Here is a 15,113-nt window from a genome sequence, read left to right on the forward strand (position 1 = left end):
CGGCCCAGGGAGGCCCGGCGGGACGGCCCGGGCAGGCTCGGTGAACCGGACGATCCGCCCCTTCGGCCCACCCTCAGCGGAGTCCCAGCCAGCACCGATAAAATGGCGGCATGATCGACTCTTCTGCCCAGGAGGGCAGCAGTAGCCAGCCGGGTCGTGCCCGGCATATTCCCGTACCGACGACCCCGGGAGCCCTGAGCGACCCGTGTTGATCGTCGTCGGTCTTCTCTTGATCGTTGTTCTCACTGCCGCCACCGGTTACTTCGTGGCGCAGGAGTTCGGCTACGTCGCCGTGGACCGGGGCAAGCTGCGTCAGCTCGCCGATGACGGCGACGCCGCCGCCGCCCGGGCCCTGACCGTCACCAGCCGGCTCTCCTTCATGCTCTCCGGTGCCCAACTCGGTATCACCGTCACCGCCCTGCTCGTCGGATACGTCGCCGAGCCGTACCTGGGCGGTGGCCTCGCCGACCTGCTCGGCGTGGCGGGCGTCAGCGAGGCGGTCAGCCTTCCGCTCTCGGTGGCGTTGGCCCTGGTCATCGCCACCGTCGTGCAGATGGTCCTCGGCGAGCTGGCCCCGAAGAACCTGGCCATCGCACGGGCCGAGCAACTGGCCCGGGCGCTGAGCCGGTCCACCCTGATCTACCTGGCCGTCGCCGGGCCGCTGATCCGGCTCTTCGACCGGGCGTCGATCCGGCTGCTCCGCCGGGTCGGCATCGAGCCGATCGAGGAGCTGCCCAGCGGCGCCACTCCGGCGGACCTGGAACAGATCATCGCCGAGTCCCGCGAGGAGGGCAGCCTCGACGCCGAGATGTCCACGCTGCTCGACCGAGGTCTGGACTTCCGGGAGTTGACCGCCGGGGAGGCCATGGTGCCCCGCGTCGACGTGCACACCGTACGGGCGCACGAGCCGGTCAGCCGGGTGGTCGAGCTGCTGGACACCGGCCACTCCCGCTTCCCGGTTCGCGGTGCGGAGGGCGTCGACGACCTGATCGGCGTCGTCGGCATCGCCGACGTGCTCGGCGTACCCCCGCAGGAGCGGGCGACCACTCCGGTGAGCGCGGTGGCCGGGCCGCCGTTGCTCGTGCCGGAGACGTTGCCTCTGCCCACGGTGCTGGACCGCCTGCGGTCCGGGCACCGGCAGATGGCGTGCGTGGTCGACGAGTACGGCGGCTTCGCCGGCGTCATCACCCTGGAGGACATCGCCGAGGAGCTGGTCGGCCCGATCCGGGATGAGGACGACCCACCGGAGCGGGCGCCCGCCCGACAGGACGACGGGTCCTGGGTGGTGCCGGCGCGCTGGCGGATCGACGAGGTCGCCGACAGCACCGGCATCGCCCTGCCCGAGGCACCGGAGTACGACACCCTGTCCGGGTTGGTGATGCGGGAACTGGGCCGGGTGCCGGAGGTCGGTGACCGCCTGGAGATCAGCCTGCTGCCGGACGGCGCGGACGGCGAGGCCAACGACGCGGAGCCCCGCGCGTTGGTCGAGGTGCTGGCCGTGGATCGGCACGTGGCCGATTCGGTGCGGCTGCAGCTCACCAAGCCGGAGGTGACCGCGTGAGCCCCGGGATCGCGCTGTTCAGTTCGGTGATCCTGCTGGCGCTGAACGGGTTCTTCGTGGCCGCCGAGTTCGCCCTGGTGGCGAGCAAGCGCTACCGCCTGGAGCAGGCGGCGGCGAACGGCGGCCGGGCGGCACGTGCCGCGTTGGACGGCGTCCGCGAGTTGTCGCTGATGTTGGCCGGCGCGCAGCTCGGCATCACGCTGTGCACCCTGGGTCTCGGCGCGCTGGCCGAGCCGGCGATCGAGCACCTGCTCAGCCCACTGCTGCACGCGGTGGGCCTGCCGGACGCGGCCAGCCACCTGATCGCCCTGGTCTTCGCTCTCGGCGTGGTCACCTTCCTGCACCTGGTGGTGGGGGAGATGGCGCCGAAGTCCTGGGCGATCACCGACGCGGAGCGCTCGGCGACGCTGCTCGCGTTGCCGTTCCGCGCCTTCGCCCGGGTCTCGCGGCCGGTGCTGTCCGCGCTGAACGCCCTGGCCAACGCGATCCTGCGGCTGTTCGGGGTGAACCAGCAGGATCAGCTCGCCCAGGTGCACGGCCCGGACGAGCTGCGGATCCTGCTGGAGCAGTCCCGCGAGCACGGGCTGCTCGGCGCGGAGCAGCACCAGTTGTTGACGAGCATGCTGGAGTTGCAGGGGACGTCGGTGGCGCAGGTGATGGAACCGTTCGCCACGATGGTCACGGTCCGTCGGGACGACCCGGCCGGGCGGATCGAGGAGGTCAGCCGGGACAGCGGCCGGTCTCGGCTGGCGGTGCTGGACGAGCAGGGCGACGTCTGTGGCCTGGTGCACGTCCGGGAGGCGGTACGGGTGGTCACCACCGGCCGCGTCGCGACCGCCGGCGAGTTGATGACCCCCGCGTTCACCCTGCCCGCGACGTCCTCGGTCACCGAGGCGGTGGCGGCGATGCGGGCTCGGCAGTCGCAGCTCGCGTTGGTGCGCAACGGCGGTGGCCCGGCTCGACCGATCGGTTTCGTGGCTCTGGAGGACCTCCTGGAGGAGGTCATCGGCGAGTTCGACGACGAGACCGACACGGTTCCGCGCGGGCGGCGCCTGCGCTGACCTGCCGACCCGGCCGCGCGGATGTGGTGCGGCCGGGTCGGCGCTGCCGGGCTTGAGGCCCCCGGGACCGGGTAGGCGCGGCTGGTGCGGGGCGGCGGTGCCTCGCATCGGGAGGGGGCGCGCGGTGCGGCTGACGGGGGTGTCCCGGGAGTCCGGTTGGACCGGGCTGTCCGTGCAGACCACGCTCCCCAACCCGAGCACCCGGCCGGGCCTGCGCCTGCCGGGGCGGGTGACCCTCGCGGCCGGGCCGGAGGACGTGCTGGTCCGGCACATCCGGCTCGGTTTGGTCACCACTGTCGAACCGGACGACCCGGCCGCGGCCCGATGCCTCGTGCAGTTCCACCAGGTGCCGATCGCCGGTCGGTTCGTCGTGCCGGCCGGGCGGCGGCGGGCTGTCGACTTCGCGCTCCCGCTGCCCTGGGAGACCCCGGTGACGACCTTCGGTGGGGTGCCGCTGCTGAGCCTGCGGATGGGTCTGCGGACCGAGGTGTCCGTCGACCCCGATCTCGACCAGGGTGCGATGGTGCCCGTCTTCGTGCACCCGATCCCCACCCAGCAGCACGTGTTCGCGGCGTTGGACACGCTCGGTTTCTCGATCCGCCAGGCGGGGTTGCAGCAGGGTGGGCTGCCCGGGGTGGAGCACACCCTGCCCCTGCACCAGCGTTGGGGCTACTGGGTGGGGCCGCTCTACGCCGGCCCGATCACCGAGCTTGAGGTGATCTTCGTGACCAATTCGGCGGGTCTGGAGGCGATCCTCTGGATGGATCGACGGCTGGCGCTGGCCGGCATCACCCACCAGAGCATCAGTCGGTTCCGGATCTGGCACGAGGACGCCGACCGGCGGGACTGGGTCGCCACCGTGGACGGTTGGATCCGCCAGGCGATCAACCGGCACGCCGCCGCTGCCGCGCACGCCGACTGGTCCGCGCAGATCGCCGGGTCGGCCCACGTCAGCCGCCACCCCGACGAGCCGATCCGCCCCGGCTACGGCCTGGGCGGCACCGCCGGCGGCGCAGGTGTCGGCGGCGGTTCCGGCGGCGACGGCACCTAACAGCCCCGCCCCGGGCCTAGGGTCCGCCAACCCCGTCGATCATGGAGTTGTGGTGGGAGGAAAATCCTGCTTCACCCCTTTTGGGGGGCACCACAAGTCCATGATCGACGCGGCCATCGGGGTCGACGTCGACGGTCAGCCGGCGGTGGCGGTGGCCAGCTTGAGGCTGAAGGCCAGGAAGAGGGCGGCCACCGCGGTGGTGCCGCCGGCAGCCAGGCGGCGGCGTTGGCGGAACTGGGCGGCCAGGAAGGTGCCCGCGAAGATCAACGCGGTCAGGTAGAGCGCGCTGGTCACCTGCGCGATCAGCCCGAGGAGCAGGAACGACAGCGCCGGCCAGGCGTACCCGGGGTCGACGAACTGGATGAAGAACGAGATGAAGAACAGGATCGCCTTCGGATTCAGCAGGCTGATCACCAGCGCCTTGCGGAACGGGCTGCGCATCGCCGCCGGCTCCGCGGCGTCGATGAGCCGCGGCGTGCTCGGGTCGTTGCGGTCGCGCCAGCGCCGCACGGCGCCGAGCAGCATGGTCACCCCGACATAACCGAGGTACGCGGCACCGGCGTACTTGATCACCAGGAACAGCGGCGGGTACGCCTTGAGCAACGACGCCACCCCGGCGGCGGAGAGGACCATCAGCACCCCGTCGCCGACGAACACGCCCCCCGCGGCCCGGTAGCCGACCGCGACACCTCGTTTCGCCGAGGTCGAGAGCACGAAGAGTGAGTTCGGCCCGGGCAGCAGGATGATGGCCACGGTGCCCAGCACGTACGTCCAGATGTCGGTGATCCCCAGCACGCCCGCCATCATCACGCCACCGGTGCCGTACGGCGAAGTCTTTCCCGCAGCCTGACCTGTGCGTTCGGCCACTCGTCGACGGTCATCGCGTACTGGACGGTGTCCCGCCAGGAGCCGTCCGGGCGTTGCCGGTGCATCCGCAGGACCCCTTCCCGGGTCGCGCCGAGCCGTTCGATCGCGGCCTGGGAGCGAACGTTGCGGATGTCGGTGTGCCAGGTGACCCGTACCGCGCCCAGCTCGTCGAAGGCCCGGCCGAGCAGCAGCAGCTTCGCCTCGGTGTTGATCCCGGTACGCCACCAGGGCCGGCCGAGGAAGGTGTGCCCGATCGCCACCGCCCGCCGCTGCGGGTCGATCTCGTAGTAGGACGTGCTGCCCACCACCGCGCCGGTCGCCGCGCACCGTTGCACCCAGGCCACCTGCTCGCCCCGGTGCTGGGCGGCCAGGGCGGCGCCGATCACCTCGGCGGTTTCGGCGGGGGCGGTGGGCGCGGCGACGCTGAGGTGCCGCCACACCTCCGGGTCCGCGGTGGCGGCGTGCAGCTCGTCGGTGTGCGCCACCTCCAGTGGCTCCAGCCGGACGTGCTCGCCGTGCAGCGGCACCGGGTCGTGCCAGGGCGTGTGAGTCGTCCGCAGGAACGCCGGCAGTGGTGCGCTGACCCCGGCGTCCGGCTCGGGTTGACCGGCGGTCAGCCGCAGCGGCAGCACGCCTGCCCAGTGCGGCAGGTGCAGGTCGGCCTCGTCGTCGCGAACCCCGCCGCTGCGGGCCCGGACGGACACCTCGCGCAGGGGCAACGCCAGCACTGCGGTCTCGGCCAACTCGCGGCGACTGGGTGGGCGGGTGTCGGTGCTGCGTCCCGCGCCGACCTTCTCCACCAGCGCGGTGAGCATGGCGAGCTTCTCCCGCTCGTCGGTGACCAGTCGGGCGGTGCCGTGCGCGACGACCGAGCGGTAGTTGGCGCTGTGGTGGAACTGGGAACGGGCGTAGACCAGCCCGTCGAGCACCGTCACCGCTACGCAGACCGGCAGTCCGTCGCCCCGCGCGGCGAGCAGCGGCCGACTGCCGGTGGAGCCGTGCAGGTAGAGGGTGTCGCCGACGCGTACGTGCAGGGTGGGCAGCACGCGTGGCTGGCCGTCGACGGTGAAGCCGAGCGCGCAGTCGTACGCCTCGTCGAGCACGGCGTGGGCGGCGGCCTCGTCGTAGCTCATCTTGTCCCGGGAACGGTGGGGGGTGGTCCGGGCGGTGGGTGGATACATGCGCGCCCCTTTGTTCTAGTACGATCTCTGTTTTGTGTCAGCACGCTATCAGCTCTCCGGCGCGACAGCCGTCGAGATTTCGGCCAGCGTCGAGTCGGGCATCCGCACCGGGGCCCTGTCGCCGGGGGCCGCCCTGCCGCCGGTGCGGGCCCTCGCCGCCCAGCTCGGGGTCAGCCCCGCCACCGTCGCTCGTGCCTACCAGGAGCTACGCCAGCGCGGCCTGCTCGTCACCGCCGGGCGGCACGGCACCCGAGTGCGCCCCCGCCCACCGGTGGCCGCCCGCCGCTCCGCGTTACGCCCTCCGCCGCTGCCCGGAGCCCGGGACCTGTCCCGGGGCGAACCCGACCCCCGGCTGCTTCCTCCACTCGGCCCGCACCTGGCGGCACTCGCCGCCGACGGTGGCCCGTCGGTCAGCTACTTCGACGCCGGAGTGCTGCCCGAGCTGGCCGAGGTGGCCCGGGCCCGACTGGCCGCCGACGGCGTGCCCGCCGGGGAGTTGACCCTCGCCGGCGGCGCGCTCGACGGCATCGAACGGTTGCTCGGCGCCCACCTGCGCCCCGGCGACGCGGTCGCGGTGGAGGACCCGGGCTGGGCCAACCTGCTCGACCTGGTGGCCGCGCTGGGGCTGCGCCCGATCGGTGTGCCCGTGGACGACGAGGGGCCGTTGGTGGCCGGGGTGGCCGCCGCGCTCGCCGCCGGAGCGCGCGCCCTGGTGGTCACCAGCCGAGCCCAGAACCCGACCGGCGCGGCTGTCTCCGCAGCGCGTGCCGAGGCGCTGCGGACGCTGCTCGCCGGCCGGCGGGACCTGCTATTGATCGAGGACGACCACGCCGCCGAGCTGGCCCGCGTACCCCTGCACCCGCTCGCCGGTGCGACCGCGAGCTGGGCCTTCCTGCGTTCGGTGAGCAAACCCTTCGGCCCGGACCTGCGGCTCGCGGTGCTGGTCGGCGACGAGACCACGGTGGCCCGGGTGGCGGGCCGGACGCGAGTCGGCGCCGGCTGGGTCTCCACCGTGCTGCAACGGCTGGTCCTCGCCCTCTGGCGGGACCCGGCGGTGGACGAGCTGGTGCGTCGGGCGGCGCGGAGCTACGAGCAGCGGCGGGACGGGCTGCTGACCGCGCTGGCGGAGCATGGCCTGCCGGCGCACGGCCGCAGCGGCATCAACGTCTGGCTGCCGGTGCCGGACGAGACCAGCGCGGTCACCGCGTTGCGCGACGCCGGCTGGGCGGTGGCCCCCGGGGCGCTCTACCGGATCGCCGCCCCGCCCGCCGTGCGCGTCACGGTCAGCTCGCTGGACCTCGACGACCTGGCGCCCCTGGCCGCCGCCCTGGCCCACGCCGCCAACCCCGCCCCACCTCCGGGCTTCCCTACCTGACCGGCCTCGCCCGCAGTGGTCCCGGTGTCGGCAGGATCGACGGTTCGTGCAGAAAGTACAAGGATGCGGGGATTTGGGGCAGACGGGACGGGTATGCCGGGCGCCGGAGGTGGGACCATGGCTTCACGTGGGGCACGCAAGGGCATCTGGATCGCGGTGGCGTTGGCGATCATCATCATCGTCATCGTGCTGATCGCTATCGCGTCCGGCGGGGACGGCGGCGGAAACGGATACTGACGCGCCGGGTCGGTTCGTCGAGGACGGCGACCTCACCGGCGTGGGCGGGCGTAACCGGCACCGGGCATCGAACGGGTATATAACAGTCGGCATGGCCGAGCAGACCGGGAACGCCCCGGGCGCCCAGCGGTTCATCCCGCCCGACGCCGACACCATCGACGCCCTGCGCGCCGCCGCAGGCGGCTGTCGGGGCTGTGAGCTGTATCGGGACGCCTCGCAAACGGTCTTCGGCCGGGGCGACGAGAGCGCCCGGGTGGTGTTGGTCGGCGAACAACCGGGCGACATGGAGGACCAGAAGGGGCTGCCCTTCGTCGGCCCCGCCGGTCGGCTGCTGCGCCGTGCCGTCGACGCCGCCGGGCTGGACCCGGGATACCTCTACCTCACAAATGCCGTAAAGCACTTCCGTTTCGAGCAGCGCGGCAAGCGGCGGATCCACCAGACCCCCGACCAGGTGCACATCACGGCCTGTCGACCCTGGTTGGTCGCCGAGTTCGCCCGGTTGCGCCCGGAGATCGTGGTGGTGCTCGGCGCGACCGCCGCCAAGGCGCTGCTCGGGCCGTCCTTCCGGGTCACCCGGCAACGAGGAGAGTTGCTGCCCTGGCCCGCCTCGGCCCAGCACCCGGAGGACTTCCAACAGGTGCCGGTGGACAACGCCGGAAAGCGCGCCGACGCGCCGCAGGCGCGGCTACTGGCCACCATCCACCCGTCCGCGGTGCTGCGCGCCGACGACCAGGACAAGGCGTACGAGGGGTTGGTCGCCGACCTCACCGTCGTCACCCGCGCCCTGCCCGGCTAGCCGCCGCCCGCAGCCGCCCTGCCCGGCTAGCCGGCGGCCGTGGCCACCTTGCCCGGAGTCGGCCGAGCGCAGCCGCCCTGCCCGGAGCGGGCGAAACGCGATCGCCCCGTCCCGGGTTGGCGGAAAGTGCCGCCCGCGTCGTGTGGCGAGGCGATACCCGCCGGAAACGGCGATGCGTGAACCGCGTAACAGATCCTCTGCAGACTCATGCGAGTCGATCTTGTAGGGGAGGCGTGATGAGCGATCAGACACAGTCGACGGTCAGCCGGCGTGGGTTCCTGCGGGCGGTGGGAGTCAGCGGTGGTGCCGGTGCGATGCTCGCCACGATGGGCGCGATAGGCCTCGCTCCCAGCGCGGAGGCGTCGGTCACCCCGGCATTCCGGCCGCCGGAGCGGTCCGACTTCACGCTGACCGGGCGGTCGGGTGCCAGCGTGGTCATCCTCGGGGGCGGCATCGCCGGTCTCACCGCCGCCTACGAGTTGGGCAAGGCGGGTTACCGCTGCACCATCCTGGAGGCGCGGCACCGCGTCGGCGGGCGGAACCTGACCATCCGCGGCGGCGATGTCGAAACCGACCTCGATGGACGGACGCAGCGTGCGGGCTTCTCCGACGGGGTCTACTTCAACGCCGGGCCGGGCCGGATCGCGCAGTGGATGGTGACCATGGACTACTGCCGGGAACTCGGGGTGCCCGTCGAGGTCTTCACCAACCAGAACGCCGACGCCTGGATCTACAACGAGTCCGCCGGCATGACCGAGCCGGTCCGGTACCGCACGGCCAAGGCCGACGTGTACGGCTACGTCTCGGAACTGTTGGCGAAGGCGACCGACCAGGGCGCGTTGGACGCCCAGCTCACCGCCGAGGACCGGACCCGGCTGCTGGCGTTCCTGCAGAGCTTCGGCGCGATCGGCGGACGCACCGACGGATGGGCGTACACCGGGACCAGCCGTCGGGGCTTCGCCGCCTATCCGGGCGCGGGCAACGACGTGGGCAGCCCTCTCGGTGCGCCCCCGGCGCTCTCCGACGTCTTCGCCAGCAACGTCGGTCGGTACTTCTCCTTCGAGTTCGGCTACGACCAGGCCATGCTGATGTTCCAGCCGGTCGGCGGCATGGACCAGATCCCCCGAGCCCTGGCCAAGGCGGTGGGCCCGCACCGGATCCGGCTCGACGCCGAGGTGACCGGGGTGACCGACCGGGGCGGCACCGTCGAGGTGACCTACCGGCAGGGTGCCCGGCAGGCACAGATCACCGCCGACTACTGCGTGGCCACGCTGCCACCGCACCTGATGGCCCGCGTACCGCACAACCTCGGCACGGCGGTGACCGCAGCCCTGGCCGACTTCCCGGTCACCGCCGCTGGCAAGATCGGTTTGGAGTACCGCAGCCGCTGGTGGGAGACCGACCAGCGGATCTACGGCGGCATCACGGAGACCGATCTGGACCTGTCGCACATCTGGTACCCGTCGCACGGCTTCCACGGCAAGCGCGGCCTGGTCGTCGGCTACTACAACACCGGTGCGAACGCCAGGGCATACAGCGGGCTCACGCCCGAGCAGCGCAGGGAGCGTGCGGTCACCCAAGGTGTGAAGATCCACGGTGACAAGTACCGCAGTGAGCTGGTCACCTCGTACTCGCACGCCTGGGACCGGACGCGCTACATCGAGGGCGCCTGGACTTCGCCCCGCTACGGCACATCCGGCTACAACCTGTTGCTCCAGCCGGCCGGGCGGGTCTACTTCGCCGGGGACTGGCTCAGCCACGAGGTGGCCTGGCAGCACGGCGCGTTCGTGTCGGCCCGCTCGGCGGTGTCGTCTCTGCACCAGCGCGTGCTGGCCGGCTGACGACAACGCCGACCGGGCGTGCCACCCCGGTCCGCAGGACCCGCACCCGGGTCAAGGCCTGACCAAGATCCGCGCAGTTTCGGGGAAAGTGCTGCCTCCGGACACGTTGAGACAGCAACATCCCTGAAACTGCGCGGATCATGGCGGGGCGCGGGGCGCGGGGCGGCGGGGCGGCGGGGCGCGGCGGGGCGCGGGGCGGCGGGGCGGCGGGGGGTGGGGTGGTGCGCGAGGATGGGGTCACCTCGTTCGTAAGGAGCGCCGATGGCCACCGACCTGACCGCGCCGCGTACCGCTGCCCGACCCGACGTCGCGTCGATCCAGCGGCGGACCCTGCGGCTGCTCTTCACCACCCAGATCATCGGCGGGATCGGCGTGACCATCGGCATCGCCGTGGGTGCGCTGCTCGCGGCCCGGATCGCCGGGACCGCGGTGGCCGGTGTCGCGCAGAGCGCCGGGGTGGTCGGTGCCGCGCTGCTCGCCGTCCCGGTCACCCGGATCATGGCGCGGCACGGGCGGCGACCGGGGCTGGTGGTGGCGTACGCGGTCGGTGCCGTCGGCGGCGTGCTCGTGGTGCTGTCCGCGGTGACCCGGTGGATCCCGCTGCTCTTCCTCGGCATGCTGCTCTTCGGCGGGGGCACCGCCGCGAACCTCCAGGCCCGCTACACGGCGGTGGACCTCGCCGAGCCGGCCCGGCGAGGGCGGCAGCTCTCCCTGATCGTCTGGGCGACCACCATCGGCGCGGTGGCCGCCCCGAACTTCGCCGCCCTGGCCGACCGGATCACCACCGGCTGGGGGCTGCCCCCGCTCGCCGGCCCGTTCGCGTTCAGCTCGGCCGCGTTCGTGCTGGCTGCCGTCGTACTCCTCGGGTTGCTCCGGCCCGACCCGCTGCTCACCGCGCGGCGGCTCGCGGCGGCCGACACGCCCGTCGTGCCGCCGACCGCCGCCGCGCCGACGGCCGCGCCGGTCAAGGTGCGCGCGCCGCGCGGCGCCGGGATGCGGGCGGCCTGGTCGGTGGTACGCGGACAGCCCGCCGCCCGACTCGGCATCGCCGCCGTGGCGGTCGGTCACCTGGTCATGGTGGCGGTGATGGCGATGACCCCGGTCCGGCTCGGCGAGTCGCACGCCGACGCCGACGTGTTGCGACTGGTCGGCATCGTGTTGAGCCTGCACATCGCGGGCATGTACGCGTTCTCCCCGGTGGTCGGTTGGCTCACCGACCGGCTCGGTCGACGGGCGGTGATCCTCGGTGGGGTCGGGCTGCTGCTGGCCGCCTGCGCGGTCGCCGGCACCGCCGGGCACCACACGCCTCGGCTCTCGGTCGGTCTGGTCCTGCTCGGGTTGGGCTGGTCGGGGACGATGGTGGCCGGCTCGACCCTGCTGTCCGAGTCGGTGTCGGCCGCTGTGCGACCGAGCGTCCAGGGGTTCTCCGACCTGATCATGGGGTTGGCCGGGGCCGCCGCCGCCGTGGTCAGTGGGTTTGTCATGCAGTTCGCCGGTTATCCCGTGCTCACCCTGCTCGCGGCGGTCGCGGCGGTGCCCCTGGTGGCGCTAGCGTTGCGCCCGGTGCCGACCGGGGCACCGGACGAGGAGGGCTGATCACGTGCGGCTGACCGACTTCTGGGCGCGCTTGGAGGAGGCGTTCGGGCCCGGCTACGCGGCGAGCATCGCTCGCGACCAGGTGCTGTCACAGCTCGACGGGCGGACCATCGAGCAGGCCCTGGCGTCAGGCGAGCGGACGAACGTGGTCTGGCGGGCGGTCTGCGCCGCGTATCCCGACCGAGTGCCTGCCCGACTACGCTGAGCAGCCTTTTCGTCGCCTCCGCGTGTCGCCTGTCGAGTCGTACACCTGTTCGGCTATTGTCCACAGCGGGGTGCTCGTCCACAGCTCGCGGCCCGTCGGCTGGTTTTCTGTCGGACCTAGCGCCTAGCGTGTCCGCGTGACGCGAAGCTCAGCAAAGACGCCGGCGAAGGCAGGGGTGGCAACCATGGCAGCAGGGCCTGACCGGGAGAAGGCACTCGACCTTGCTCTCGCTCAGATCGACAAGCAATTCGGCAAGGGCTCGGTGATGCGGCTGGGGGAGCGGCCGGTCATCCAGACCGCCGTGATCCCGACCGGCTCCATCGCGCTCGACGTGGCGCTCGGCGTGGGCGGTCTGCCACGTGGCCGGGTGGTCGAGGTCTACGGTCCCGAGTCCAGCGGTAAGACCACTGTGGCACTGCACGCGGTGGCCAACGCCCAGCGGGCCGGTGGCATCGCCGCCTTCATCGACGCCGAGCACGCGCTCGACCCGGAGTACGCGAAGGCCCTCGGTGTCGACACCGACGCGATGCTGGTCTCCCAGCCGGACACCGGCGAGCAGGCGCTGGAGATCGCGGACATGCTGATCCGCTCCGGCGCGCTGGACATCATCGTGATCGACTCGGTGGCGGCCCTGGTGCCGCGCGCCGAGATCGAGGGCGAGATGGGCGACAGCCACGTGGGCCTCCAGGCCCGGCTGATGAGCCAGGCGCTGCGGAAGATCACCGGTGTGCTCAGCAACACCGGCACCACGGCGATCTTCATCAACCAGCTGCGGGAAAAGATCGGCGTCATGTTCGGCAGCCCGGAGACCACCACCGGTGGTCGGGCGCTGAAGTTCTACGCCTCGGTCCGGCTCGACGTGCGACGCATCGAGAGCCTCAAGGACGGCACCGACGTGGTCGGCAACCGCACCCGGGTCAAGGTCGTGAAGAACAAGGTCGCCGCGCCGTTCAAGCAGGCCGAGTTCGACATCATGTACGGCAAGGGCATCTCGCGTGAGGGCTCGCTGATCGACGTCGGCGTGGAGCAGGCGATCATCCGCAAGTCCGGAGCGTGGTACACGTACGACGGCGACCAGCTCGGCCAGGGCAAGGAGAAGGCCCGGGAGTTCCTGAAGGAGAACCCGGACGTGGCCGCCGAGATCGAGAAGAAGATCCTGGAGAAGCTCGGCGTCGGTGTCGGCGCGGGTGACGCCGCCGGTGGCCCGGAGCTGCCGCCGGTCGACTTCTGATCGGTCGCTGACCCATGGCAGGACGACGCGCCCGCACGGGGCGGGGCTGGGATGCCAGTCCGCCCCGTGCGGGCGACGCCGCTGACCCGCCGCGCCCCCGTCGAGGGCGCCGCGCCGAGTCGTCGGCGGATGAACCCGCGCCTACGCCTCGGGACGAGTCGGAGGTCGCCCGCGAGATCTGCCTGCGCCAGCTTGCCGTCCGGCCACGCACCCGGGCCGAGCTGGCCGGAGCGTTGGCCAAGCGGGGCATCTCCGAGCAGGTGTCGGCCGAGGTGCTCGACCGGTACGACGAGGTCGGCATCATCGACGACGCCGCGTTCGCCCGAGCCTGGGTGTCCAGCCGGCACACGGGCCGCGGCCTCGCGCGCCGGGCGCTCGCCAACGAGCTGCGCCGGAAGGGCGTCGACGGTGACGTCGCCACCGAGGCGTTGGGTGAGCTGGACGAGGAGACCGAGGCGGACACCGCCCGCGCCCTCGTGGAGCGCAAGCTGCGCACCGCCCGAGGTGAGCCCGACGCGATCTTCCGCCGGCTGGTTGGCATGCTGGCCCGCAAGGGCTACCCGCCGGGCGTGGCGATCCGGGCGGTTAAGGACGCGCTTGCCGCGCAGAGCGCTGAGGCGGCCGAGTTCGCCGAGCAGATCGACGCCGACGCGCTAGCTGACGCCGAGGGTGACCTGGACCGCGACACCCGCGCGGTGGAGTGACCGGCCCGCCGGGGCTGCCGGGGCTCTCAGTGATGGCGGTCGTTCGGTGGTGACGGTCGTTCGGTGGTGGCGGCGGGGCTCGGTGGTGGCTGCGGTCGGTGCTCCCCGGTCGCTGCCTCGACCTCGCCCTGCTGAGGCCGACTCAGCGGGGAAAGCGCAGGCTCTCCACGATCAGGTCGCAACCGGCCCGCATCTCCGCCACCAGTCGGCCGTGCCCGCAGGTGACCAGGAGACTGTGGGTGCCGACTGGCAGGACGCCGACCACGAGCACGTCCTGGACCCCCGGCAGGCCGCTTGACCAGGGGTCGGCGTCCGCAGCACTGTCGCCAGGAGGGCCGGCTGGTGTGGGCAGGGCGGAGAGGTCCATCCGGGCCACCTTCGCGCCGTCCAGCGTGAGCCGTTCGATCGACGGAGACTGCGCGCCGAGGAAGGCGTCGTCGGCGAGCAGCAGGTCCATCGGCGAGCCCTCGACCTGGTTGCGCTCATTCGCCATCACGATGACGGCGTCGCCCTCAGCCGCTCCCCTGGGCGAGAGGCGGACGCAGTTCGCGTCGCCACGTGGGGGGCACGGGCCTGTCGTCCAGCCCTTCGGGGCGGTGAAGCTCACCCGTCCATCACCGGTGGTCGTCCGCTCACCCGGGTCGGGTCGGGGCGTGTCGCCGGCCCGGGTTGCCGAACCGGTGCTCGACCGCTGGCTGCCGAGGGCCACCACGACACCGAAGGACAGCATCAGCACGACGATGAACAGGGGCCATTTCCGCATCATGGGCGGACCGTACGGGAGGACCGCAAGGTCAACAATCACCCGCCGGTGTGGGCGGTGGACCCCCGCGGACAGACCGGGACGGCGGACCGGTTGATCGTGCTCGATCCAGGATGTAGTGGCCTCACCGGCGCGCCGACCCCACTGCATCCTGGATCGAGCACGATCTTGGCGCGGCGCGGCGCGGCGCGGCGCGGCGCGGCGCGGCGCGGCGGCGGTGACGGCGGTAGCGGCGACGGCAGTGGCGGTGGTGACGGCGGTGGTGGTGGTCGCGGGGGCAGCGGCGACGACGGTGGCGGTGGTGACGGCGGATGTGTTCGTCGGTGCCGACGTCATGGTTGTCACAAAGTCGCTCTGCCCACTGGGTCGTCGTCCCTGAACAGGTACGACATGTCAATCGAGCCTGCCAGGTCGCGGTTTTTGTCACCCGGTGTCCGCAACGACATCTGCTTTGGGTGACGATGCAACTTCTCTCCGTTCGGGGGGTTTGATCATGAGTCCTTGACCAGAGCACCCCCGGAGACCTAGCCTCGCCATACAGGCTCACATTGCCCGACCATTGCAGGCTAAGCGCACAACATAGATCGCGTAACAAGACAGCATCACTTTGGCCGACTCCGCGGCCTTTGGCGGCAGATCCGGAC

The 15,113-nt window shown here is 72.2% G+C and carries 13 protein-coding genes; 10 read left to right on the forward strand and 3 right to left on the reverse strand.

What is annotated here, in order from left to right:
* Positions 1–205 precede the first annotated feature (205 nt).
* The 3 genes from O7614_RS09150 to O7614_RS09160 all read left to right on the forward strand — a co-directional run bounded on the left by O7614_RS09150 (position 206) and on the right by O7614_RS09160 (position 3,673).
* Positions 206–1,561: a hemolysin family protein gene (locus O7614_RS09150; protein ID WP_278138030.1), complete on the forward strand. Its 1,356-nt coding sequence runs from the start codon at positions 206–208 to the stop codon at positions 1,559–1,561.
* A complete protein-coding gene (locus O7614_RS09155) occupies positions 1,558–2,622 on the forward strand; it encodes a hemolysin family protein (protein ID WP_278138031.1) in 1,065 nt (354 codons plus the stop codon). The genes O7614_RS09150 and O7614_RS09155 overlap by 4 nt, the downstream gene beginning before the upstream one ends.
* Before the next feature lie 124 nt (positions 2,623–2,746).
* On the forward strand, positions 2,747–3,673 hold the full coding sequence (locus tag O7614_RS09160; RefSeq protein ID WP_278138032.1) for a sporulation protein: 927 nt from the start codon (positions 2,747–2,749) through the stop codon (positions 3,671–3,673).
* 135 nt (positions 3,674–3,808) lie between these two features.
* Here the strand turns inward: O7614_RS09160 and leuE are convergent, their stop codons facing one another.
* Both leuE and O7614_RS09170 read right to left on the reverse strand, forming a co-directional pair.
* The gene (gene leuE / locus O7614_RS09165; protein WP_278142199.1) at positions 3,809–4,480 is read right to left on the reverse strand and encodes a leucine efflux protein LeuE; all 672 of its coding nucleotides are present in this window, start codon (positions 4,478–4,480) and stop codon (positions 3,809–3,811) included.
* Complete coding sequence (locus O7614_RS09170; protein WP_278138033.1) at positions 4,480–5,721, reverse strand: bifunctional pyridoxamine 5'-phosphate oxidase family protein/GNAT family N-acetyltransferase; 1,242 nt, start codon at positions 5,719–5,721, stop codon at positions 4,480–4,482. The genes leuE and O7614_RS09170 overlap by 1 nt, the downstream gene beginning before the upstream one ends.
* Positions 5,722–5,755: 34 nt before the next feature.
* Here O7614_RS09170 and O7614_RS09175 point away from each other — a divergent pair, with 34 nt between their 5' ends.
* The 7 genes from O7614_RS09175 to O7614_RS09205 all read left to right on the forward strand — a co-directional run bounded on the left by O7614_RS09175 (position 5,756) and on the right by O7614_RS09205 (position 13,706).
* Positions 5,756–7,096, forward strand: coding sequence for an aminotransferase class I/II-fold pyridoxal phosphate-dependent enzyme (locus O7614_RS09175; RefSeq protein WP_278138034.1), 1,341 nt, complete (start codon positions 5,756–5,758; stop codon positions 7,094–7,096).
* A 328-nt stretch (positions 7,097–7,424) separates the two neighbouring features.
* Positions 7,425–8,129: a UdgX family uracil-DNA binding protein gene (locus O7614_RS09180; protein ID WP_278138035.1), complete on the forward strand. Its 705-nt coding sequence runs from the start codon at positions 7,425–7,427 to the stop codon at positions 8,127–8,129.
* Positions 8,130–8,365: 236 nt separating this feature from the next.
* Positions 8,366–9,970: an FAD-dependent oxidoreductase gene (locus tag O7614_RS09185; RefSeq protein ID WP_278138036.1), complete on the forward strand. Its 1,605-nt coding sequence runs from the start codon at positions 8,366–8,368 to the stop codon at positions 9,968–9,970.
* A gap of 261 nt (positions 9,971–10,231) precedes the next feature.
* Positions 10,232–11,566, forward strand: a complete 1,335-nt coding sequence (locus O7614_RS09190) for an MFS transporter (RefSeq protein ID WP_278138037.1) — start codon at positions 10,232–10,234, stop codon at positions 11,564–11,566.
* 4 nt (positions 11,567–11,570) lie between these two features.
* The gene (locus O7614_RS09195; protein ID WP_145784952.1) at positions 11,571–11,771 is read left to right on the forward strand and encodes a DUF3046 domain-containing protein; all 201 of its coding nucleotides are present in this window, start codon (positions 11,571–11,573) and stop codon (positions 11,769–11,771) included.
* Positions 11,772–11,955: 184 nt separating this feature from the next.
* A complete protein-coding gene (gene recA, locus O7614_RS09200) occupies positions 11,956–13,002 on the forward strand; it encodes a recombinase RecA (protein WP_145784951.1) in 1,047 nt (348 codons plus the stop codon).
* A gap of 14 nt (positions 13,003–13,016) precedes the next feature.
* Positions 13,017–13,706, forward strand: coding sequence for a regulatory protein RecX (locus O7614_RS09205; protein ID WP_278138038.1), 690 nt, complete (start codon positions 13,017–13,019; stop codon positions 13,704–13,706).
* A gap of 142 nt (positions 13,707–13,848) precedes the next feature.
* Here the strand turns inward: O7614_RS09205 and O7614_RS09210 are convergent, their stop codons facing one another.
* The gene (locus O7614_RS09210; RefSeq protein ID WP_278138039.1) at positions 13,849–14,472 is read right to left on the reverse strand and encodes a hypothetical protein; all 624 of its coding nucleotides are present in this window, start codon (positions 14,470–14,472) and stop codon (positions 13,849–13,851) included.
* Between the last annotated feature and the right edge of the window lie 641 nt (positions 14,473–15,113).

It is taken from the genome of Micromonospora sp. WMMD961 (genome assembly GCF_029626145.1).
Lineage (GTDB): Bacteria > Actinomycetota > Actinomycetes > Mycobacteriales > Micromonosporaceae > Micromonospora.